General features: G+C 38.2%; 22 protein-coding genes. 4 read left to right on the top strand and 18 right to left on the bottom strand.

Features of this window, described 5'->3' with window-relative positions:
* Positions 1–39: 39 nt before the first annotated feature.
* From CSV73_RS05710 to CSV73_RS05655, 12 genes are all read right to left on the bottom strand, one after another.
* Positions 40–1044, bottom strand: coding sequence for a TRAP transporter substrate-binding protein (locus CSV73_RS05710; RefSeq protein ID WP_099626823.1), 1005 nt, complete (start codon positions 1042–1044; stop codon positions 40–42).
* Between the two features lie 78 nt (positions 1045–1122).
* The gene (locus tag CSV73_RS05705) at positions 1123–2079 is read right to left on the bottom strand and encodes a sugar kinase (protein WP_099626822.1); all 957 of its coding nucleotides are present in this window, start codon (positions 2077–2079) and stop codon (positions 1123–1125) included.
* A 17-nt stretch (positions 2080–2096) separates the two neighbouring features.
* The gene (locus CSV73_RS05700) at positions 2097–3098 is read right to left on the bottom strand and encodes a LacI family DNA-binding transcriptional regulator (RefSeq protein WP_099626821.1); all 1002 of its coding nucleotides are present in this window, start codon (positions 3096–3098) and stop codon (positions 2097–2099) included.
* Between the two features lie 261 nt (positions 3099–3359).
* Positions 3360–4286: a diacylglycerol/lipid kinase family protein gene (locus tag CSV73_RS05695; RefSeq protein WP_158232290.1), complete on the bottom strand. Its 927-nt coding sequence runs from the start codon at positions 4284–4286 to the stop codon at positions 3360–3362.
* A gap of 68 nt (positions 4287–4354) precedes the next feature.
* A complete protein-coding gene (locus CSV73_RS05690; RefSeq protein WP_099626819.1) occupies positions 4355–4984 on the bottom strand; it encodes an SIMPL domain-containing protein in 630 nt (209 codons plus the stop codon).
* A 461-nt stretch (positions 4985–5445) separates the two neighbouring features.
* Positions 5446–6000, bottom strand: coding sequence for a helix-turn-helix domain-containing protein (locus tag CSV73_RS05685; RefSeq protein ID WP_085131072.1), 555 nt, complete (start codon positions 5998–6000; stop codon positions 5446–5448).
* A 151-nt stretch (positions 6001–6151) separates the two neighbouring features.
* Positions 6152–7474 carry a TRAP transporter large permease gene (locus tag CSV73_RS05680; RefSeq protein WP_099626818.1) on the bottom strand — a complete coding sequence of 441 codons (1323 nt, stop codon included), beginning with the start codon at positions 7472–7474 and terminating at the stop codon, positions 6152–6154.
* Positions 7458–7967: a TRAP transporter small permease subunit gene (locus tag CSV73_RS05675; protein ID WP_099626817.1), complete on the bottom strand. Its 510-nt coding sequence runs from the start codon at positions 7965–7967 to the stop codon at positions 7458–7460. The genes CSV73_RS05680 and CSV73_RS05675 overlap by 17 nt, the downstream gene beginning before the upstream one ends.
* Positions 7968–7978: 11 nt before the next feature.
* Entirely contained in the window at positions 7979–9064 is a 1086-nt protein-coding gene (dctP, locus tag CSV73_RS05670) for a TRAP transporter substrate-binding protein DctP (protein ID WP_158232289.1), read from the bottom strand.
* A 256-nt stretch (positions 9065–9320) separates the two neighbouring features.
* Positions 9321–9947, bottom strand: coding sequence for an HD domain-containing protein (locus CSV73_RS05665; RefSeq protein WP_099626816.1), 627 nt, complete (start codon positions 9945–9947; stop codon positions 9321–9323).
* 338 nt (positions 9948–10285) lie between these two features.
* Positions 10286–11401, bottom strand: a complete 1116-nt coding sequence (gene msrB, locus CSV73_RS05660) for a peptide-methionine (R)-S-oxide reductase MsrB (RefSeq protein ID WP_085131077.1) — start codon at positions 11399–11401, stop codon at positions 10286–10288.
* 17 nt (positions 11402–11418) lie between these two features.
* On the bottom strand, positions 11419–11910 hold the full coding sequence (locus CSV73_RS05655; protein ID WP_099626815.1) for a redoxin domain-containing protein: 492 nt from the start codon (positions 11908–11910) through the stop codon (positions 11419–11421).
* Positions 11911–12356: 446 nt separating this feature from the next.
* Between CSV73_RS05655 and CSV73_RS05650 the strand changes: the two genes are divergently transcribed.
* Both CSV73_RS05650 and CSV73_RS05645 read left to right on the top strand, forming a co-directional pair.
* Positions 12357–12992, top strand: a complete 636-nt coding sequence (locus tag CSV73_RS05650; protein WP_099626814.1) for a DUF1232 domain-containing protein — start codon at positions 12357–12359, stop codon at positions 12990–12992.
* 23 nt (positions 12993–13015) lie between these two features.
* The gene (locus CSV73_RS05645; RefSeq protein WP_085131080.1) at positions 13016–14092 is read left to right on the top strand and encodes an LCP family protein; all 1077 of its coding nucleotides are present in this window, start codon (positions 13016–13018) and stop codon (positions 14090–14092) included.
* Between the two features lie 479 nt (positions 14093–14571).
* On the opposite strand, the gene CSV73_RS05640 is transcribed toward CSV73_RS05645, so the two are convergent.
* Both CSV73_RS05640 and CSV73_RS05635 read right to left on the bottom strand, forming a co-directional pair.
* Positions 14572–15579, bottom strand: a complete 1008-nt coding sequence (locus CSV73_RS05640) for an MBL fold metallo-hydrolase (RefSeq protein ID WP_158232288.1) — start codon at positions 15577–15579, stop codon at positions 14572–14574.
* Between the two features lie 49 nt (positions 15580–15628).
* Positions 15629–16381 carry an SDR family NAD(P)-dependent oxidoreductase gene (locus tag CSV73_RS05635; RefSeq protein WP_085131082.1) on the bottom strand — a complete coding sequence of 251 codons (753 nt, stop codon included), beginning with the start codon at positions 16379–16381 and terminating at the stop codon, positions 15629–15631.
* 104 nt (positions 16382–16485) lie between these two features.
* On the opposite strand from CSV73_RS05635, the gene CSV73_RS05630 reads away from it, so the two are divergent.
* Together CSV73_RS05630 and CSV73_RS05625 are read left to right on the top strand one after the other, a co-directional pair.
* The gene (locus CSV73_RS05630; protein ID WP_085131083.1) at positions 16486–18048 is read left to right on the top strand and encodes an amidohydrolase; all 1563 of its coding nucleotides are present in this window, start codon (positions 16486–16488) and stop codon (positions 18046–18048) included.
* Between the two features lie 114 nt (positions 18049–18162).
* Entirely contained in the window at positions 18163–18936 is a 774-nt protein-coding gene (locus CSV73_RS05625) for an IclR family transcriptional regulator (protein WP_085131084.1), read from the top strand.
* An 18-nt stretch (positions 18937–18954) separates the two neighbouring features.
* On the opposite strand, the gene CSV73_RS05620 is transcribed toward CSV73_RS05625, so the two are convergent.
* The 4 genes from CSV73_RS05620 to CSV73_RS05605 form a co-directional block, all read right to left on the bottom strand.
* The gene (locus tag CSV73_RS05620) at positions 18955–19692 is read right to left on the bottom strand and encodes an enoyl-CoA hydratase/isomerase family protein (protein ID WP_085131085.1); all 738 of its coding nucleotides are present in this window, start codon (positions 19690–19692) and stop codon (positions 18955–18957) included.
* A 49-nt stretch (positions 19693–19741) separates the two neighbouring features.
* Positions 19742–20518: an enoyl-CoA hydratase/isomerase family protein gene (locus tag CSV73_RS05615; RefSeq protein WP_085131086.1), complete on the bottom strand. Its 777-nt coding sequence runs from the start codon at positions 20516–20518 to the stop codon at positions 19742–19744.
* A complete protein-coding gene (locus CSV73_RS05610) occupies positions 20499–22373 on the bottom strand; it encodes a CaiB/BaiF CoA-transferase family protein (protein WP_158232287.1) in 1875 nt (624 codons plus the stop codon). The genes CSV73_RS05615 and CSV73_RS05610 overlap by 20 nt, the downstream gene beginning before the upstream one ends.
* A 71-nt stretch (positions 22374–22444) precedes the next feature.
* The gene (locus CSV73_RS05605) at positions 22445–22588 is read right to left on the bottom strand and encodes a desulfoferrodoxin (protein WP_099626813.1); all 144 of its coding nucleotides are present in this window, start codon (positions 22586–22588) and stop codon (positions 22445–22447) included.
* Between the last annotated feature and the right edge of the window lie 46 nt (positions 22589–22634).

The following is a 22634-nucleotide window of genomic DNA, read 5'->3' as shown; positions in this document are numbered from 1 at the left end:
ACAACCAAGTGTTAATTAGTTGTGCCTATTGTTTATAAATTACTTAACTTCAAGAATTTTTTCTAGTACTTCATTTTGTTCTTCAGACAATGCTTTTTTAACTGCTGGTAACATCGCTTTACTAAACTCTTCACGATCTACATCAACAAACTCCATACCTTTTTCTTCTAAGTCTTTTTCGATTGAGGTAATAGTTTCATCATATAATGAATCTCCGTATGCTTGCGCTTCAGCAGCGGCTTCTTTTACTGCTGTTTTCTGATCTTCAGTTAAGGCATTGTACTGATCATTTCCGACTAATACATAAATCCATGAATATACATGCTCCGTTCGATTCACATACTTCTGAACTTCATACAGACCACCACTTTGAATTAAATCTACTGGATTTTCTTGTCCCATAATAACTCCTTGCTGTAGTCCAGTAAAAACTTCGTTAAAGTCAATAACTTGTGGTTTCGCTCCAGCTACTTCCCAAACCTTCAAGAATAAAGGAACATTCGGTACGCGCATACTGAAACCTTTTAAATCAGCTAGTGATTGAATCTTCTTATCAGATGTTAAATTTCTAGGCGCTCTCGTATGATAATAAAGTGGAGTCAATTTACCCTTTTCAATAATTTGTTCTTCAACTTCTTTACCTACGTCCCCTTCAACCACTTTTTTCACGTGATCAATTCCATCGAATGCATATGGTACAGCCATAAGGGCAGCTTTCGGAGCCCAGTTCTGTAACGTTTCGCCCGAAACAACCATATCAGCTGATCCAGCTTGAATAGAGTTAATCGTATCTGTCTCTGAACCTAAAGAGTTATTTGGATAAATTACAATTTCTATCTGGCCATCTGTCTTTTCTTTAACTGAGTCGGCAAATTCCAAAGCGGTTTTATGCCAAATATGGTTTTCATCAGCTAAATGCCCTAATTTCCATTTAATCACTTTATCGCTTTTTGTATCTGTTGAATCTCCTGTTTCATCTGCTCCACAAGCTGCTAGCATCAAAATCGCAATCAATAAACCTGCCATCCACTTAATTTTTCTCATGTTATTCGCCCCTTTTATAGTTGTCTGTAGAAAATGAATTATTGAATATAACCTTTTAATCACCCCTTCCATTATTTTTCATCTTTCAATCTCTTTAGTACCTGATGTAAACGATTGCACTTCACTTAAATATGGAAGTCCTTCATTATCTCCTAAAACGCTTACAACAAGTGCCCCAACACCATTGGCAAACCGCAAAGCTTCCTTTGGTTCCAAATCATTTAAATAACTATAAACATAACCAGCATCAAAACCGTCACCAGCACCTACTGTATCAATTACGGGAACTTCAAATGCCGGTGAAGTAAACCACTGCCCTTTTTTATAGAGCCTAGAACCTGCAGAACTATCTTTAATGACCAGATCCGTTATATTATAATCATTTGCAAATTTGATCAGTGCCGTTTCCGAACTATCTTCTAAAATTAAATGAATTTCATCTAAACCTGTCAATAGAATATCTATTTGTTGAAAGATTTCAAAATAAGCTTTTCTTGCATCCTCAATCGTCCATAATTTCAAACGTATATTCGGATCAAATGATACAGGAATATTCTTTTCGTTCGCTAATGTGATCAAACGTTTAGCTATTGCAAGATTTTGTGGATCGATTGCCAAGAATACTCCTGTAATATGCAATAGATCAATAGAATCCAATAAATGTTCATTAATATCTTCTACTCTCAGCGTTAGAATAGGTGATTGTTGACGGTAATAAAATGTCTTGCCTTCGCCACTTTCTCTAACCTCTTTAAAATTTACAGATGTAGTGTATCCATCTACAAAATCAACATCTTTTACATCGATTCCTTCACCGCGTGCAAAATTATAGATCACTTTACCAAATTCATCCTGTCCTAACCGGCTAATCCACTTACTATTTAATCCCAGTCGCGAACATCCTATAGCAAAATTTAATTCTGCACCACCCATTTTTCTTTCGAAATGAGTAACAAATCTCATAGGACCTTTAGTTATAGGGTCCATTGTAATCATTGCGTCACCAATTGTTAATACATTAAAATTCGTAGACATTTTCATAACTCCCTATCTTATACAGACTCCCTTTTCAATAAATGTGGCATATATCTTTGCACTTCTAAATCATCCGGTATCTCTTTATCATGAATGATTTTTAATAGTAGCTGAGCTGCTTCCATACCCATTTGAAAAGTTGGTTGTTTAATCACAGTTATAGCTGGCGTGAAAACTTCCAAAAAGGGAGAGTCATCCAGTCCTATTACGGCAACATCCTGAGGAATCAATAAATTATTTATTTTTATGAATTTCATTAATTCCATTAGTGCTAAATCATTAATTGCGTAGAATGCATTGGGTTTTTCTTCTTTATCCCATAAAACTTGAAGAGCGTCCATAATGTTTTCTCTTTCAGTCGCCACAAGCCAAGAGTCTTCAACAGGCAAAGAACACGCTTTCATTTTAAGCTGATAACCTTCAATTCTTTCAATCCGGGGTATTACTTTTCTCTCAATAGAAGTCGATACAATTGCTATTTTATTCTTTCCTACTTCAATAAATTGATCAATCGCCATCTCGGAGGCTTTATGATTATCTAGCATAATCGTAGGGTAATATGAGTTTTCTGTTCTCCTATCTACGAATACAATAGGGAAATTATTTTTTCGCAGATCAGCATAAAGATCTTCATTACCTACTGTAGGGAAAATAATAAGTCCATCTACTTGTTTAGCACGCAACATATCGATGTAAGAACGTTCTTTTTGAGGGTTATCGTCAGCGTTGCATACAAAAACATGCACTCCTTTTTCTTCACAAACATCTTCTATGGCCCTAATAACTTCAGTGGAAAAAGTATGTAATATATTTGCTACAATAATACCTATCGTGTTCGATTCTTTTCTCTTTAAACTTCTTGCCATGTTGTTTGGAATATATCCAAGCTCTTCAATGGACTGTTGTATTTTCACTTTTGTTTTTTCAGCCATGAACTCATATCTCTCGTTTATAAATTGTGAAACAGTACTTTTAGAGACGCCTGCTTTTTTTGCTACGTCAGCCATCGTCACTTTCATTTATTTCACCTTTTCCCACTTACTAAACCGGTTTAGTAAACCGGTTTAGTAAAAGTATAAATGCAACCGCTTCCAAAATCAATAACTTTCTTGTGATTTGTTTGAATATTTTTATTTATCTCAAATTCAATTCGAATACAAAGTAGCTAAAATAAAAGGATTGTAGTATTTTTATAACTACGTAATATTCCCTCTACAGAATTAATATCCCTGTTATGTGAGCCGTCAATAAGTTCAGTTTAAACTATATAATATGTTAATTTATTTTTCTCTTTTGTCCGCGACATACCACTTCCGTTCATCCACTTCACAAATGACTGGCTGATCTGTAGTGGTCCCAATATATTCCCCATCGGTGTGGCAACCTACTACTCGATCCGTCTCAATAATGAATTGGTCATTCTTATAAGTAGAAACTCCTTTTAACTTCGTATGACTTCCATTGAATACAGTTAAAAACACTGCTAAAAATTTCAGCACAGAAATAGAGTGGATGACTGTCAGCTCAAACTCTCCATCATCATAAATAGAATAAGGAGAAATTTTCATGCCGCCACCGTAGTATTTTTGATTACTGACGGTGATCATCCAGACATTCTCAAATATGCGAGTGTCTGAATCAATTTGAATTTTCGCGTTAAATGGTTTGAAGGCTAGTAAACTACGCGCTACGGTCAGAGCATACACTATGCTGCCAAGCTTCCATTTATTTAACGTCTTTTTAATAGTAGATTGTCCAACTGCCAATGAAATATCCGCATCTAAGCCGAAACCACAGTTGCTTGCAAAATAACGTTGATGCACGTCGCTCAATTTCACGGAGCCAAAGTCCACGGTTTTTCTATTAGCCGGTTCTATTGCGATATAAGATTCCACTTCCTGCAAATTATTGAATGCTGGAAACGTCCTTGCGAAATCATTACCGGACCCCGCTTTCATGACCCCGACAGTTACATGAGGATAACCTGCAACACCATTTAGCACTTCATGGATTGTCCCATCCCCACCTATTACGATGATCAATAACGAAACGGTGGTTTGTTTAGCAAGTTGCTGTGCAAGTTCTTCCGCATGATTATGTCGCTCGGTCAGATGAAATGGATAGCTGATATTCTTTCGCAAGCTTGCCCATAACTTGGCCCCTTTACCATCTCCAGCTTGTTCATTTATGATGAAATGTACATCCATACGGACCGCCTCTTTCAAAAGCCTTTTCATCATAGTAGCAGACTACCAATTAACATACTAGACCATTGTCAGACTATTTGATACTTCACTTGCAGACTTGCACTGATCGTAATCATACCCGACTCGATTGGTGTTCTACCGGTATCCGCCATAGTCATTGCACGGAAAGCTACTGGTTGAGATATATGCTGCTCTTCAACCTTTAATGGAATTGGCCGGTTCTGTAATTTCAATGAAGTCCCAATCGTAATCATTTTAGTCTCTGCATCTTGTAAGGCTAGCACCAGCGCTTGCTGATATTGTTCGTCTTGATTGGGCATCGTGAATTCGATCGATCCAATTTGATTCGCACCATTTTTGACCGCAAGATCGACGAGTTCGCCTGTTCGTGAAAGTTCGTTATTTGTAATGCGGATAGAATTAATCACTTCATACCCTTGAAAGCGCTGTTCTCCATTCACGTATTCATAGACTGGGCGAATTTGAAAATCAATCGTTTGCATGGATGTTTCTGCAATTCCCACTTTTTGTAGCGACTGGATTACTTGATTCATACGCTTAGCGTTTTCTTGCTGGATTTCTCCAAGTTCGGTTCCTCTTGACACTACAGATAATACAATATGAACCGTACTAGGAGAGACTTTCACTGTCCCTTCACCAAATACAGTAATCATCCGTGTTTCCTGTTCTTTATACATACATAACACTCTCCTTTTACAGTATTGTCATTTCTATGCAACATACGAGCCAATTTATACGTCTTTTTTGTTTACTCACGCACTGGAATGAGTATAAACATTTTGTTCAAATTTAAATGGCTAAGTAGAATTTGTTATTCTGTAGAGTAACTATTGAAGTAACTGGACATCTCTTATAGCTATCGAGTTTGTAGTTTAAAGAAAATTTAATTGCTGTTCAGTCTCATTTAAACAAAAAAGCTCTCGATCTATTAAGACCGATGAGCTTTGAATATTCGTTTTAATTTTAAAATGTGATGAATCCTTTTTGTACTGCGAACCCACCTAATGTACACAAGGCGATGACAACGAGTGTAATAATGAATAATCGATTGTTTCTGTCCAAGACGTCACCTTTTTCTCTATTGAATAGATTATTACTAGTTACCTCATTCTATCCTATCGAGTTTAGGAGAAGCAATCTATTTTTTATTTGAAGATCCATCTGCATTGGCACTAACCACAAGCAGTGTCACAGGTTGGCTAGTCTCGTTGAACCAGACGTGTTCCTGCATCGAATCTATATGGAACGATTCATTCGTATAGAATGTATCGGAGTAATCCTCCAAAATCACTTTAAGTTCACCTTCTAATATGTAGACAAATTCCTGCCCTTGATGCGCGTAGGGATGTGTATGGGATTCTCCAGGTCTCAATTCAATACGCGCGGGGAAAAATAACGGATTTTCCATATCACCTACAAGGTTTGTAAAAGTGAAATTTGGCTGGTCAGCAGTTTTTTTAATAGTCCGTTTCTTGGTCGGCGATTTTTCCGTTGGTTCCTCAAAGAATAAATTTATATGAACACCTAACGCCTCCGCAATTCTACGCAATGAAGTAAAAGTTACCGAACTAATTCCACGTTCTACTTGAGACAAAAAGCTGACGGATAATCCGCTTTTGACACTAACATCTTTTAACGTCAATTTATTCATCTTTCGAATCCGATGAATTTCTTTTCCTAATTCCGCATCCATTTCCATCCATCCCTTACTTAAAAATAATCTACTATTACTCTAGCATGAATATGAACATGTTTTTTATATAACGAAAAGACTCCTGATTTAATCAAGAGTCTTTTCTATTATATAGTATCTTTTATTTCGAACTTAATAAATATAGTATCTTTTATTTCGAACTTAATAAAGTAGGAAGCCAGGTAGCCAACGTCGGGAACAAAATAAAAATAATTGTTGCCATAAGTTGGATGATGATAAACGGGAAAGTTGCACGATAAATCTTCTCGATACTTACCTTATCGCCCACTGCACTCTTTAAATAGAAGATCGCAAATCCGAATGGCGGCGTCAAATATGCTAATTGAAGAACTACCATGAAGACAACACCCCACCATAAGGGATCAAAACCAGCATCTGCAATAATAGGTGAAATTATTGGAGCTGCAAGCATAATCAATGCCATTGTTTCCAGAAACATTCCCAGTAAAATTATGAAAGCCAAAGAGAAAACTAAGATCCCCCATTTACCTCCAGGGGCCAATTGAGCCATTTCGGAAACAAAACGATTTCCGCCAACTCCAGAGAACACAGCTGAAAATGCTGCCGCACCAATCAATATCCAGCCTACCATTCCCGTCATTTTAGTAGATTCTTTAAGCGCCAAATTGATCTTCTCTAAGTTCAAACGTTTGGTGAATAGGCCAATAAGTAAAGTACCAAGAACGCCAACTGCTGCTCCTTCAGTAGGTGTCGCAATACCTGTAAATATTGAACCAAGTACGATTACGATTAAAATCATCGGTAAAATGACAGACTTCGTAGCTAGGAGCTTCTCGCGAGTTGTAGCACGATCCTCTTTTAACAACGAGGGAGCCATATCTTTGTTTTTATAAGCACGGAATAAAATATACGCTATAAACAATCCAATTAAAATGAATCCCGCACCTAAGCCTCCAGCAAATAAACTAGATACCGATACGCCAGTAATAGCGCCATAGACGACCATGTTTAAACTTGGTGGAATAAGTTGTCCTAGTGTACCTCCTGCCATGATCGATCCTAAGCTCAATGATTCATTATATTTATATTTCATCATCTGCGGTAACGCAATTAATCCCAGACCGATTACACCTGCTGCAACTACCCCCGAAATCGCACCGATAATTGCACCTACTAAAATGGTCGCAATCGCGAGTCCGCCGCGCAATGCACCAGACCACTTGTAGACAGCATCATATAAATCGGTGATGATATTGGACTTTTCCAATAAAACGGACATCAGAATGAATAACGGAATTGCAATAAGTGTAAAATTGTTCATCACACCCCAAACAGCACTAGTTAATAGACTAGTACTATCAATCCCCCACATCATTAGCGCAAACACTACACCAACTGTCGATAATGCAAATGCTATTGGTACCCCTAAAAACAGAAGCAGCATCAATAAAACGAACATCGCAATTGGGGCATACTCAAATAGTAGAATCATCTGCGCTACCTCCAATTGCGATTTTATAGATTTCGACCCAAGCTTGTAACCAAACTAGCAAGCCACTAATCGGAATAAACCACTTAAACCACCATATCTGTGGATTAAACGAACTCTGATGAGACGAATGCTCCATTATCATTGTCGATTCAACAGCCATAAGGGACCCACGGTAAATCAGGAACGATGCTACTAATATCACAAGTAACATAGCGAATATACCAAATAATTTATTCCATTTAGGAGACAACAAATGCGGAATGATATCCACTGCGATGTGTCCTTTCACTCTAAGCACTTCAGCTCCCGCTAGTAATATGGACACGCCATATATGAAAATCGGCACTTCAAAACCCCAATCTGGTGCATCATGCAAAAAGCGTCTCATGATAATGGTATAGATGACTATTAGCGTTAGTGGAATCATCAGATAGCCCGCGATTCTTCCAGCGATAGATGACATTTTTTCTATTATAGTAGTTAAGAGAATCATGCTGCCACCGCCTATTCTTTATAACCTATTTTTTTTGCTTGTTCAATATAACCAAGTTCAGCTAAGAGATCAGCATATTGTTCTACATATTCCTTACTCGCTTCACTTTTTTCTTTATAATCATTTAACAGTTCAAATCCTTTTTCACGCATTTCTTCAATATCTTCTTCAGGCAACTGAATGAATTCGATGTTTGGATTATTCATCCATTCAGTCTTTGCTTTTGAACTTTCTACGCCATATGCAATAGCAGATTCATAGCGAACTTTATCTCTTGCCACCTGCACAATCGCCTTCAAATCATCCGGTAACTCTTCCCAAGATTTCGGATTCGCGATCAGCTCTTTATCGGAACTTGGTCCAACATGTAAAGCAGGCTCGATAATATATTTTGATACTTCATCTAATCCCATTTCACCGTTCACCAAATAATCATTAAATTCAGCCGCGTCCACTGTACTCAGTTGCAAACCTGTATAGATTTCAGGTGCAGATAATGAAATAGCAGAGGCACCGAGTTTTCCATAAAATAGACTCGCCACTCCGGCAGCACGAATGTTCTTTCCTTTGAAGTCATCAGCAGAACGGATTGGTACTTGAGACATCAAGATTTCTTCAGGTGCATAATCGAATGCCCCTAAGCTATTAATTCCATGCTTTTCATAGGCTTTATCCATAATGGGCTGTAGCTTTTCCGAACGATAGAAATGTTCTTCAAAGCCTGAAATCGGATCACCAGGAATCGTCCCTCCACCTAAAGCAAAAACAGGATCTTTACCTGTCCAGAAACCTGTATAGACAGCAGCTACATCAACAACACCATTTTTTACCATATCAAATGTTTCATTTGTCGGGAATAAAATATTGGCACCAAACGGCTCAATCACTAAGCGGCCACCTGACATTTCTTCTACTGCTTTGACAAATGGCAATATCGTTCCATCGTACCGTGCAGTTCCTGGTATTTGATGTGTGACCATACGCCACTTATAAACTCTCTGTTCTCCTTTAGGTATTGTTTCATTAAGTTGACAGCCAGTTAAAATCATTAGAAAGATGAGTAGCAAACTAATCAGCGGTAAACCTTTCTTTAACATATTACTCCTCCTTTTGGAATCGCTTACATTCTGATAATTACGTCTAATTATTAGAGTTAATTTATTATAATTACAGTGTGAGTGTAAAGTCAACAATATTTTCTTCTTTACTGTAATCATGATGGATTGGTAGTACTCAATACATTCTTATATTACAAAAGTAATTCCAAACAAAAAACAGTCTCTGAAAATCTGATAATCCAGACTTCCAAGACTGTATGTCCTATAATTTGAATTCATTCTAACACGGGTTACATTATTCAATTTCTAACTTCAATTGATGTAGAAACTGGACCATGAATTCATGTCGTTCTTGTGCCAAACGCACGCCTTCCTTCGTGACCATCAATTCGCTAAGCAATAATAACTTCTCGTGAAAATGCGTAACAGTAGAAGTTTCTTTTTTACGGTATTCAGACTCAGACATATCCTTTCGGGCTTCTTCTTGCTGATCGTAAAGTTTCCTACCACGTGCTCCGCCAAATGCAAATGCCCGTGCAATTCCTACCGCGCCAATGGCATCCAAACGGTCAGCATCTCTGACAATTGCGCCTTCAATTGATGTAATATCTTTTGCGTTACCACCACTGAATGATACACTTTCAATCGCGGACATCACATTATTTGCAATCTGTTGTGTTGCACCTATTTTTTCAAGTAACTCTATCGTAGTGACTTCATGCATCTCTTCATATTTCGCATCTTCCACATCATGCAACAGAACTGCTAAACGCACGACTAGTTCATCAGCACTGGGTTCTGCAGTTAATATTTTCTCTGCATTTTTCATTACACGATCAATATGATCGAGATCATGACTCGCGTCAAATTTCTTATAAATACCTTCAACTTCCGTTCTACATTTCGCTATCATTTCTTGCATTAAATTCCTTCCCCTCTTTTTCATTAGTTATATGAATATACAGCCTAGAAAACCTATCCTTTTATATGTCGAATGAAATTCATTTCATTATTAGCAGAACTTACTGAAGCTCCATATTCTTCACCGTTATAGAGTTTAACATGCATTTCGAAGTTGGGAATACCTATACCGCCTTGTCGTACTATATACTAATTGGACAACGATTCTGATCACAGCTTGTCGAGATAGTCCACGAATTGCATAATACAATGCGTTTACCACCATCTACGTTAACAATCGTGTGAAGAAGGAAAGAAAGCTAGAGTGGCTCCTTTCCTTCTATTGGGATTCAGCATATATTATTTTACATAACTTATCAGATAGCCATAGCCTTTAGCTTCCATTTCTTTTAGCGGTACGAATTCAATCGATGCGCTGTTAATACAGTAACGTAATCCCCCGCGATCTTTTGGTCCATCTTCGAATATATGTCCTAGATGGCTATCCCCTGCACGGCTTCTCACTTCAGTTCGCACCATATTGAAACTTCTATCTATATGTTCCGTCATTACTTCGGGAACGATTGGTTGCGTGAAGCTTGGCCAACCGCACTGTGAGTCATACTTATCAGCACTTGAGAATAGCGGTTCACCTGTTGCGACATCGATATAGATGCCATCTTCAAACGTATTCCAATATTCATTAGAGAATGCCGTTTCTGTATTGTTACCTTGTGTTACTTGATACTGTTCTGTCGTTAACTTCTCTTTTAATTCTTTGTCGCTTGGCTTAGGATAGTTCGCAGCATCAATTACAGATGGAATTTCCTGATCTTCCAATGTATCGAATTCAACATGACAATAGCCATTTGGATTTTTCTCTAGATAATCTTGGTGGTTCTCTTCTGCTAGCGTAAAGCTTGTCAACGGTTCTACTTCCGTGACAATTTCTGCGTCATAGCGTTCCTGTTCGGCAGCAACGACTTCGTCAATAATCGCTTGATCTTCTGGCTTCGCGTAATAAATGCCCGAACGATATTGTGTACCACGGTCATTTCCTTGCTTATTCAAAGAGGTAGGATCAACAATCATGAAAAAGTGCTCCACAATCGTTTTCAAATCTGTATGTTTTGGATCATATTGTACATGAACCGTTTCTGCATGACCGGTTTTGCCCGTAATAACTTGATTGTATGTTGGATTTTCTGTCGTGCCATTTGCAAAGCCCGACGTCACATCATACACGCCATAGACCCGTTCCATATAGGCTTCAACACCCCAGAAACAGCCCCCCGCCAAGTAGATGTCCTGAAGATTATTTTCATCAAATTCTATATCATCATTGGGATTGGCGGGATATACGGTACCTGAAGAAGCAGTCAGTGAACTTGGGCTAGATGAGGAATCTGTTTTACCTATGCCACATCCTGTAAGTAACAAAATACCGAGTAAACCAAGTATCATTTTCAATTTCATAAAATGATCTCCTTTCGTTAATCAATTTGTGACATAGCATCGATAATTTGATCGTTTGATAGGTGGCCTGGCTGTGATCGAACCAAATTCCCTTTCGTATCAATAAAAGCCGATGTTGGATAGCCTTTTACATTGAATTCTTGGGCTAGACTTCCGCCATCATTTAAAAACACCGGCAAAGCATCTACATGTTGAACACCTTTGAACCATCTGATAAATTCATCGTGTTTCTTTTCATTATTAAATCCAGGTGCTACGACAGTCAGCACTTCAAAATCAGTTGAATCTTTAGCCAACGTATTGACTTCATCTAGGCCTGCAAGACAGATCGGACACCAAGAAGCCCAGAACTTTACATACACTTTTCGGCCTTCATAGTCGGCAAGGCTAACGGTTTCCCCTTTAATATCTTGCAAGGTAATGCTATTTGCGCCACTTTCTTTTTCGACAGAAGAACAAGCGCTCATAACAGCAACGATAACTAACAACAAAGCGATTTTTTTCATCATGGTGATTCCTCCTTTTATTGTGGAATATTTACTATGAACCACTTTAAATTATTCGGTATAAGGAATATTCTGTTAATGATTAACAGAACACCAGCAAGACGTATAGTTGCTAAAAGCCGTTTCTATTATTTCGTTCGATCCATTTGAACATGAATGAAGATGGATAACATGAGGATTGCATTTGGCAATAAAAATGAAGCGTTCCGCATCAAAAACCTGATTGGCTATCATTCGATATCCTCTCTTTCTATATATCTATTATAAAATAACCGTTCGATAAAACCTATCGATTAAGATTCGGCCACACTTTAATATGTTCAGCTGCAGACGTTTTTCGACAAAAAAAGATCCTTGTTTATAACTGTTGACAATTTGTCAACAAACATTTATTATTTTGAGAGAAGTAAATATTTTTACCGTCGTTGTAGAAATGGAGGGGTAGTGTCATGTCAGAAGCTAGTCTTGGTCTGTCTGTCGGGCAGTTATTGCGTGAAGTGTTAGAAGAACGTTCATTGTCCATGCGCAAACTAAGCGAACTTACAGATATTGATACTTCAACCATCTCTAGGATCATCAATGACAAGCGCAAAGCAACACTAGACCATCTGGAGAAATTCGCGATAATTTTAGAAATTCCATTAGCCAAGTTACTTCAAGCGGCAGGCTATCCGGTTGATGATAAACAGATGGTACATTCTGCTTATGATGAAACAATTCAACAACTGGTCGAAACATCAGAACTTCTATCTTCGGATATCTCCATTGAAAAAGTTGAACTTCAACTTGCCAGTTATGAAGCATATGTTCAGACCACTGAAGGAAGAGAAAGAATTCTACATGACTTTGATAACAAGTTAAAACTGGCTGGCGGAGTAGGTCCATTCGTCGATCAAATGAAAGATTTATTTGCACGGTTTAAAATGCAAGATGTTGCAAAACGTGATCTAGCCATTATCGGCAGCGCATTATTATACTTTATCATTCCTGTGGATGTCATCCCGGACTACATTTTCGCGGTCGGGTATCTGGATGATGCGATCGCGGTCCAAATTGCTTCAAGCGTACTAACAAAGAATTCATAATCAAATGAATAGGTGTGACATTAATGGAAAACAGAGAAACTGGAAAGCGTCGTAAGAAAAAACTAAAAAGAAAATATAAACGATTAATATTCATGGTATTCACTTTGCTACTATTAGCGGGTGGCGGATACGTCGCAGCACAGTATTCAAACGGCCTTTCGTTTGCGAACGGTGACAAAACAAATGAAATACATACAGAACTAAGCGACAGCAGTAATACTTTTTCTACTAACGATTCTGCTTTTGATGACTTTGAAGGTGGCGAATCTCAATTTGGAGAAATTAACGTATTGTTGATTGGTGATGACGCAAGAGGCGACGAAGATGACACTCGTTCAGACGCTCTGATGATTGGTCACTACGATCAAACAACAAACAAAGTGAAGTTAATTTCTCTGATGCGTGATATATACGTCGACATCCCAGGTCACGGTATGGAAAAGATCAATGCCGCTTATGCACTTGGAGGTCCTGAATTAGTACGACAAACGATCAAGCAGAATTTCGATGTAGATGTCCAATATTATGCGATTGTTAATTTCGAAGGTTTCTCAAAAATCGTCGATGTAATCGCTCCCGACGGTATTGAAGTCGATATTCCATATGAGATGTCACACGGACTAGGTTTAACTCTCTATCCCGGCCAACAAAAATTGAACGGGGAACAATTACTCGGTTACGTACGATTCCGCCACGACATCCACAGTGATTATGGTCGCGTGGAACGGCAACAAGAAGCGTTAGGGAAACTGAAGGATGAAGCGATGAGTTTACAAACACTTGTCAATATACCGAAATTAATGGGCGTTATTGATCCATACATTGATACGAACATCGACAGTAAAACGATCTTTACAATTGCTAAAGGTATGTTGACCGGTGGGAAGAATAACGAAATGGAATCACTGCGCATTCCCGTAGAAGGATCGTTTGGAGATCTACGCACAGAAGTTGGAGCTGTTCTCGAGATTAACTTAGAACAGAACAAACAAGCATTACGAGAGTTTTTATCATTAGAGGATGAATCAGTAGAGGACGAAAGCGAACAAAACGGACACTATGCAGAAGTTCAAACAGAAAATCAAGATCCACAATACTAGAGCGATATAGTTACTCAAAAAAATAAGCTGTTCCAGTCATTCAACCGACCGGAACAGCTTATTTTTACGATACACTACTTATAAAATGATAAACATCATGTAAATATTAAGAAATTCTATGCACAGAATCAGCAAAGTCAAATCTATATTCTTTTTCTATAGTTCACTATTTTCCCGTATGATCTTTAATCAACGCTTAAACATAAAAGTCTTTTATGTACTACCCTGTTGATATGTTCAAGTTTAAGTTGAGGTTAAAATATAATTAGGTGCTATATTAGAACGGCTTATGCCACCGTATGGATAGTCCAATGAGAAGTCCTATTCATACTAGAATATTCGTAATTCTCATGATAAGAAAGCGCGAAATATACAAGACCAGGTTATCATCACTTATAGTGCAACTAAGACAAGGTTGAGATTGATCATTTTATTGATACTAGTCACTTATTTATAACTGAGCTTAAAGGAATGCCAATTTATTTGAACCTTATTCCACTCTGTAAAGTTCTATCTTTATATAGTTCTTGAAATGATTTCACTTGAGAATAATAATATTTGCCAGCGTGTTCCACTCTTTTAACTTGACCAATAGATTCCAAGTAAATTAAATTTGTAATCGTTTGCATAAAGGCAGGTAAAAGTTTTCCATTTGAATATCCTTTATAAACAAGTTGACATGCATCAAATGCAGTCTTTCCTTCTTCCCCTATCGCCTCAAAGGTCTGTCTCCATCTTTTTTGATAATGTACTTTCATTTCTGCCACTCTATCGGGTAAACTAACGATTGCTTTTCCGTGACCCGGTAAAGCAATGCCTGTTTTATAACTAGCAACTTTATCTAATGACATCATATATTCTTGTAATGGATTATCATTAATATGCTTTGATGTCACTAATGGATTCATAGAACGTAAAATATGATCACCTACAAAAATAGTGCCACTTTCTCTTTCATAAAAGCAATAATGATCGATAGCATGACCTGGTGTCCAAATTGCCTCAAACAGACCATCTCCAATCTTTAATAAGGAGCCTGTTTCAAATATATGGTCAGGTTCAAATTGATAAGTGTCCAGTTTATAATACGGTTCAATTTCAGCTTCATCGTCACGATAATGAATGGCCCCATTCCTGATCGCGAAAGACCTCATGGGATTAACGTAATCTTCATCAAATGTTTTGCGAGACTTTAATATTTCTTCATATCCTTTAACAGATAGCCAAATGGGTAAGCCATAATTGAGCTGAAACCAACCAGCTAGACCTAAATGATCAGGATGTGCATGAGTGATAACCACTTTTTCGATTTTCATCCCCTTACAAAGAACCTTTTCCCACAAAGCTTTTGCTTCTTCAGTATTGTCTCCTGTATCTACAATGGTATATCCATTTTCACCTTCTACTAAATAGCTATTGGTATACCCCATATTAAAAGGCATAGGCACCTTTAATCGCAGTATTTTGTTAGCAACTTCCTCTAGCATTTCAAAAACTCCTCTCGCAACCTCAACTTCAAAAACATGTAGTTGTTTATTATCGAGCCATGATTGTACCGCCATCTACCATGATTGTTTGACCGGTAATATAATCAGCATCATTACTTGCAAGAAACACTGCAGTTCTTCCAATATCTTCTTCACAATCCCCTAGACGTTTCAAAGGAATGAGAGACACCATTTTTTGATATGCATTTGGCTGATTTTGTTCCATTTGTGCAACGCCAGGAGAGCTAGCGATTGGAGAAATAAGATTGACAGTAATTCCATGTCGACCCCATTCATTCGCTGCTACTCTCGAAATCCCCCGTATCGCTTCTTTTGCAGCAGCATAAGAAGATTGCCTGCTTAAACCGACCAACCCAGCGCCAGATACAAAATTTATTACTTTTCCTTTTGTTTTTATTAAATATGGTAAGCTATGTTTCATTAATAAAAATGTCGGCCAGAATCCTGTGTCAAATGAGTATTCCATATCCTCTTCAGTCGTTTCTTCCAAAAGAACATTATTGGTGGCGTGTGCATTATTGATCAATACATCCAATTTCCCAAAACGTTCAATGGTTTGATCAATTAGTTTAGGCAATTGTTCTCTATTTCGTAAATCCGCTTGGATATAGAAAGCATCGCATCCTAAATCCAGCAGTTCTTTTTCTGTTTTTCTTCCTTTATCTGCATTTAAGCCAACAAACACAATAGAAGCTCCTTCCTTTGCGAAAGCATGACAAATCCCTCTTCCAATTCCTGAAGAACCACCCGTTATAAAAGCAACTTTTCCTTTTAATTTCATTTTCAACATCCTTCCCGCGACATTTTATTTTGTCAAATTGTTGTATATAAAAGTTATGTTATAATTATGACAGTAACCATAGTATGGAAATGAGGTCATAAATAATGGAAGCACTTTGTCCAGCTGATTTGCTAATTGAAAATGTAACAGTCATTACAATGGATCCGCAATTTCCGAAAGCATTCGGCATCGCTATTGCAAAAGGCAAGATTGTAGGACTTTTGCCATCTTCTTCTAGCTCTTGGCCTTTGACTCCAACAGGGTTGCGCATGAATGGTAATAACTTAGTTATATTACCTGGCCTTATAGATGCACACTGCCATCTTCGGGCATTACTTAGTCAAAATAATGCTGTCTCATGTACTAGCCAAGACGTACGTTCGATAGCGGACATCTTGAAAGCGATTCATTCAAAAACATTACAAGTATCAACTAGTACTTGGATTCGCGCTTTCGGATATGATGTTTCTCAGTTAGATGAAAATCGTCATCCCACCCGCTATGATTTAGATAAAGTTGCGCTAGAACATCCTGTTCGCTTACGCCATGTGACTCGGCATGTATCTATATTAAATAGCGTAGCATTGAATATAGCAGGAATCAGCGCTAACACAGTCGATCCTCCTGGCATACATATCGAAAGAAATTCAGAAACTAACGAGCCAACCGGAATGATTCACGGCGGCGATGCTTGGCTCTCGCAACACATTGTACCTAATGCTACTTATAGTGAACTTCAAAAGGGGGTCCCGAATTTAAAAACCCGCTTGTTAAAATATGGAATTACAGCTGTTCTGGACGCAACACCTACCAATCGTTTGGAAGATGCGAAGTTTTGGTATACCGCACTCCAGAACAATTGGCCCATTACTATTCAATTGATGACTGATTTTGAGCAACATGTTGAAGTTGCTGCTTATATTAAACAAGAACTTCCTTGTTATTTTCGTGAAAAACTAGAAATTGGACATATCAAAATTGTAATGGAAGCCTTGCCTGAGATTGTGCCTACGCTCGATAACTTATCTAAACTTGGCCAAGAAGCATTTGAAAGAGACGGTAGTTCTTTGGCTATTCATGTGGTTGATCCTGAAATGACATGGACAGCCATAGAAGCGATCAGACAAATACAATCTAGATTTCCAAATGCTCACCATCAACATCGTTTCGAACATTTAAGTTTATCCCCTGAAGCATTTCTTCCAGACATTGCAGCTTTAGGAATACGCGTTGTGACGAATCCTAGTCTGATATATGATCATGGAGACCGTTATTTAGCAGATGTTGAAGTTTCAGAACATGAATGGTTATATAGAATGCAAAGCCTTTATGAAGCAGGAATCGCCATGGCTGCGGGATCAGATGCACCAGTTGCTTCACTCAATCCTTGGCTCGGTATCCAAACAGCTTGTACGCGTAAAACTTCCAAACAGCAAGCTGTAAATCCAAAAGAAGCATTGGACCGTTGGAACGCTTTACATCTTTATACAGCAGGTGCAGCGGAAGCAGCGGGATGGAAGAATAAGCGCGGAATGATCAAGCCCGGTTTTCAAGCCGACCTAGTGGCTGTTAATCAAAATCCCCTTACTTATCCTATCGATAAGTTACATTCTATCGCTGTTAAAGCAACATGGATTGCTGGAAAACTTGTATTTTCAGATATTTAAATAAACTTTTTGTGAAACCGCATACATTAAATCGTTTTCTCTAAAGGTTTGCGTTATAATTGAGTAATTAATATACAAGGCATTTTTTTGTAAAAAAGTTAATGGAGTGATGAAATGACAGCAGAGAAACCAGTGCAGCGTTTAAATACAGTTAACAATGCAATTTCCCTTTTGACTATGTTTATTAAACATGATTCAATCGGCCTCGTAGAAATTGAAGACGAAATTGGTATTAGTAAAACCGCTGCTTTTCGTTTAGTCGCAACTATGGCAGATCGCGGTTTGTTAATGAGAGATAAAAAAACGAAGCGCTATCATCCAGGCCCCCTACTATTTCAATTAGTACGGAAGTCAAAAGTAAATGATATTGTATCAATTGCTCAACCATACATACAGGAATTAGCGCAGATTACAAATGAATCTATTTATCTTTCGATTCGAAGTGGCTATAAACATATTTTTTTATCGGGAATATATAGCCCTCAACTTCTTAAAGTAATGATTCCTATCGGAGAAGAAACCGATCTACATATTGGTGCAGCTGGAAACCTACACTTAGCGTATATGTCACCTATAGATGTTGAAAACTATTTTAAGCGTAAAATCTTTGAACCCTTTACACCTAACACAATTACAGATCCGGCACTTTTCAAAGAAAAATTAGTCAACATTCGAAGTATGGGTTTTTCCACCAGTCTCGGAGAAAGAATGCAGGACTCTGGAGCTGTGACAGCCCCCATTTGGGAACATACTGAAGAACCCGTTGCAGCAATAGGAATCTATTTTCCGATGACGCGATTTGATGATCAGAAAAAACAGCATTATATTGAATTAGTTAAAACATATGCACAAAAAATTTCTGAAGAAGTTGTTTTGGGGCGGGACTAAGTGCTTCCGCCTTTTTACTTACTCAGAAACTTCTTGATTTTTTAGCTGCCAGCTACGTTTGAATAGAACGCCTTCTCTAGCAATACCATCAGCTTCTGGCATATCGTTACTCGTTGCGACTAATGTTTTAATCCATCGAGCGTTTTGAGGGTATTGGGTTACTATTTTTTTCATATAGGAGATGGTTTGTTCAACCAATATATCTTTTTCAATGATACCGCTAATCATTCCTATACCAACACCTTCTTCTGCGGTGATTCTTCTGCCGCTGATTGCCAAATCGTGTGCTTGCCCTTGTTTCACAAGGCGGGGCAAGCTTTGCGTTCCGCCTGCAGCGGGTAGCATTCCAATTTGCGCTTCAGGTAGTGAAAGTTTTGTCCCTGGCGAAGCAAAACGAAAATCGAAGAGCATTGCCATTTCCAATCCAGAACCGATGGCAAAACCATGCATGGCGGCCGCTATCGGTTTTTGCATACGACGGATGTCTTCCCATAAATCATGCTGCAATCGGATTCTTTTTTTCTCAATGACCGTCGATGTAGTTCCAAATTCCGTTAAGTCAGCTCCAGCGCAAAATCCACGCCCTGCCCCACAAACAACGATTGCATCAATAGAAGGATCTTCATTCACAATGTGAACATAATGATATAATTGGTCTCGTATTTCTACATTGAATGTATTTAAAGCATCAGGTCTATTCAGCGTTAAAATTGCTATATTTTCATCTTTTTCCATTAAAACCGCACTATTATTCATCTTCCATCCTCCATTCTCACGTCCACGGATAGTATCAAAATTCTTATGTTTATTTCCCCGTAAATTGTGCAGGACGTTTCTCTAAAAAGGCCTGTACGCCTTCCATTCGATCTTCGCTTGTGGATAATAGCATATAGATATCTAATTCCAAACGCAATGCTTGTTCAAATGACAACTCACTGCCCCTTAACAAACATTCCTTCGTATATTGCATAGATAGACTAGATAACTTGGCAAGCTCTTGGGCTTCTTGACATGCCGCTTCCCAAACGGATTGTTTATCTACAATTTTATTGATTAGTCCCAACTGCTTCGCCTCTGATGATTGAATAACTTCTCCACCAAGCAGCATAGACATTGCAGGCCCTTTCCCTATAATACGTGGTAGGCGTTGCGTAATCCCCCCTGTTGGAATTAGGCCGTGTTTAGATTCAGGAACTGAAAAAAAAGCCGTGTCGGATGCATACCTTACATCAGCAACACATGCTAAACTAAGCCCTAGTGAAGAGCATTCTCCTTCAATTGCTACAATAACCGGATGTGGAATACGCGCCCATTGTTCAATTGCATTGTTAGACAGGGCAATAGTTGCATATAGATCATCTTCTATTGTCGGGTTTTCTATTTGAGGGTTCCAACAGCTAAAACTTTTTCCCCGAGCCCCTAGAACAACTACTTTAATATCTTCACGATGTGATAACTCTGTAGCTATTGCTGCCAACTCTTGAGCCATTTCTGCATTTAATACATTTCCATTTTCCCCATTGTTTAGTAAAACTTGGGCAACTTCGTTTTCAATAGATACATCAATAATACAATATTTCATAGCGGTCACCCTTTTTTCTTTTTTTTATTTCATCATTATGTTCACCGAGCAGTGGTGCTGCCAATTTAGAATGTCTCTCCCAGCCTTCACTTTTCCACGGCATTCCTAGTGTTGGTTCCCCTTTTATGCCAATGTAGAAGTCTAATCTTAGATTTCTCACTAAATCGGCTATTGATTGTTCAAAAACTTTTTTATCTGGTGGCTGTGACTTATTCCCTTCTATTATACGGTCTCCTATAAATTGAATGGCTGTTTCATATTGTGATACGTCAATGGTAAACCCTGCTCCATATATGCTTCTAGAGAATAAAGTAGCCCCTAAAGCAAAAGCGCCGTGTATCCCAGCTCCAATATCACTAATCGAAAATCCAGGAAGCCACGGAGTTTCATCTTGATAAAATGTAAGGGAAGCAATGCCAGACATCGCTTCCAAAGTTGGTCCGTATCCCACGAAATCCCTGTAGGGTCCTGTCTGGCCAAATGCAGAAAGTGAGATAATGATGAGTTGTTCATTTCTCTGTCGTAAAACTTCTGACGTCAATCCGAAGTTCTTCATTACACGCGGACTATAGTTTTCAATGAGTACATCGCTTGATTCAATCAAATCCATTAATATTTCTTGATCTGATTCCTTTCGTAAATCAAGTGTAACTCCTTTTTTATTACGATTTAGTTCCCTAAAAAAAGGAGCTTGATTATCTTGATTCGCACGAATGCCGTCTGGACGATGGGGAGCCTCCACTTTAATAACTTCTGCACCTTGATCAGCTAATAGTCGAGAACAGTAAGGACCAGACCACATACTAGTTAAGTCGATAATGCGAAGTTTATTCCAAGATTCAACTGGTGGTTTTGAATATGAAGTTGAACTGTTTAATTGGTGCTTCGAAATTTTAAAAGGAGGTAGAATGTACTTCCCCCCATTTTTATGGGATATAAGTTGTCTATGTTGTAATTGAGGACAGTCATCTAATTCTTCAAAAGTTTGCACTTTCCCAAAAGGCATTCTAAACGCTTGACCAGTTTCAAACAGTTCTTCCTTTGTCATTTTTTTGGACCAACCCAATATCAAACTTTCTATTTCTTCATAGTGATTTAAACGACCATCATTTGTATTCCAATGGGACTTATTTTCCACTCCCATCCATCGTGTGAATAAATCCCATTGCTCATCTACAGGCGCTCCAATAAAAGCATTTCCATCAATGGTTGGAAAGATAGCCATTGGCGCCATATACCGGTGGCGATTTCCTACTCTATGGTGAACTATTTGCGCTGCTTTAAATTTTGAATAAGCACCCTCTAAAGCACTAACCGCGATTATCAATGCGTCTATATAAACTTCCCTACCCTTATCCGTCCAATTTCTTTCTAATAACGCAAACAGGCCAGCTGTGGCTGCATGGGCTCCAACTAAATAAGCAGCTGGATAGCCCCCAATCGTTAGGGGCTCCTTTTCGGGATCTCCTGTGGAAGTTCTCCACCCAGCTATCGCTTGAAGTGATTGTTCTTCGTCAACATCTACTTCTTCGGGAAATTGAATCGTTATACAAACAAGATCTTCTTTTTGATTCAAAATTTGGATCGCTTGCGAACTGAGCTGCTGTCCACATGAGTGGCTATCTTTTATAATTAAATCCCATTTTTGTTCAGAAAGAAGGGAACGAATAGCGGCATCTTTTTTAGATGGATTGGAATAATAAAGTAAATATTTATTATCATCTCTAAAAAGATTCGGATAATAGACTGTACTCACTATTTTTGTAACGGCTGCCCCACTTGAAGCGAATAGTTTACTTGCATAACTTCCGGAAGGGCCATTTGTTACATCTAAAATCCTTAAATCTTTCAACAAATAATGTGTACAGTCATTCCCCATATAGATCACCTCATTATCGCAATCAATTTATACTAAACTTCATTATTTTAATCAGCTGTCGGTAATGAAACTGGTTGTTTTATTTGCATTTCTTGCTCGCAACATTGAACCGCTCCTTCACCTGATTTTGTACATAATATTTCCCCACCACATACTTTACATTCAAATCTTTTTCCTAGTTGATTGGCCATTTTGATTATCTCCTTTTTCATCTTACAGTACTTTAATGCCATTCAA

It is taken from the genome of Sporosarcina sp. P1 (genome assembly GCF_002743155.1).
Taxonomy (GTDB): Bacteria; Bacillota; Bacilli; order Bacillales_A; family Planococcaceae; genus Sporosarcina; species Sporosarcina ureae_B.
The sequence above is the reverse complement of the archived record's forward strand: the minus strand, read 5'-3'. Positions and strand labels throughout refer to the sequence as shown.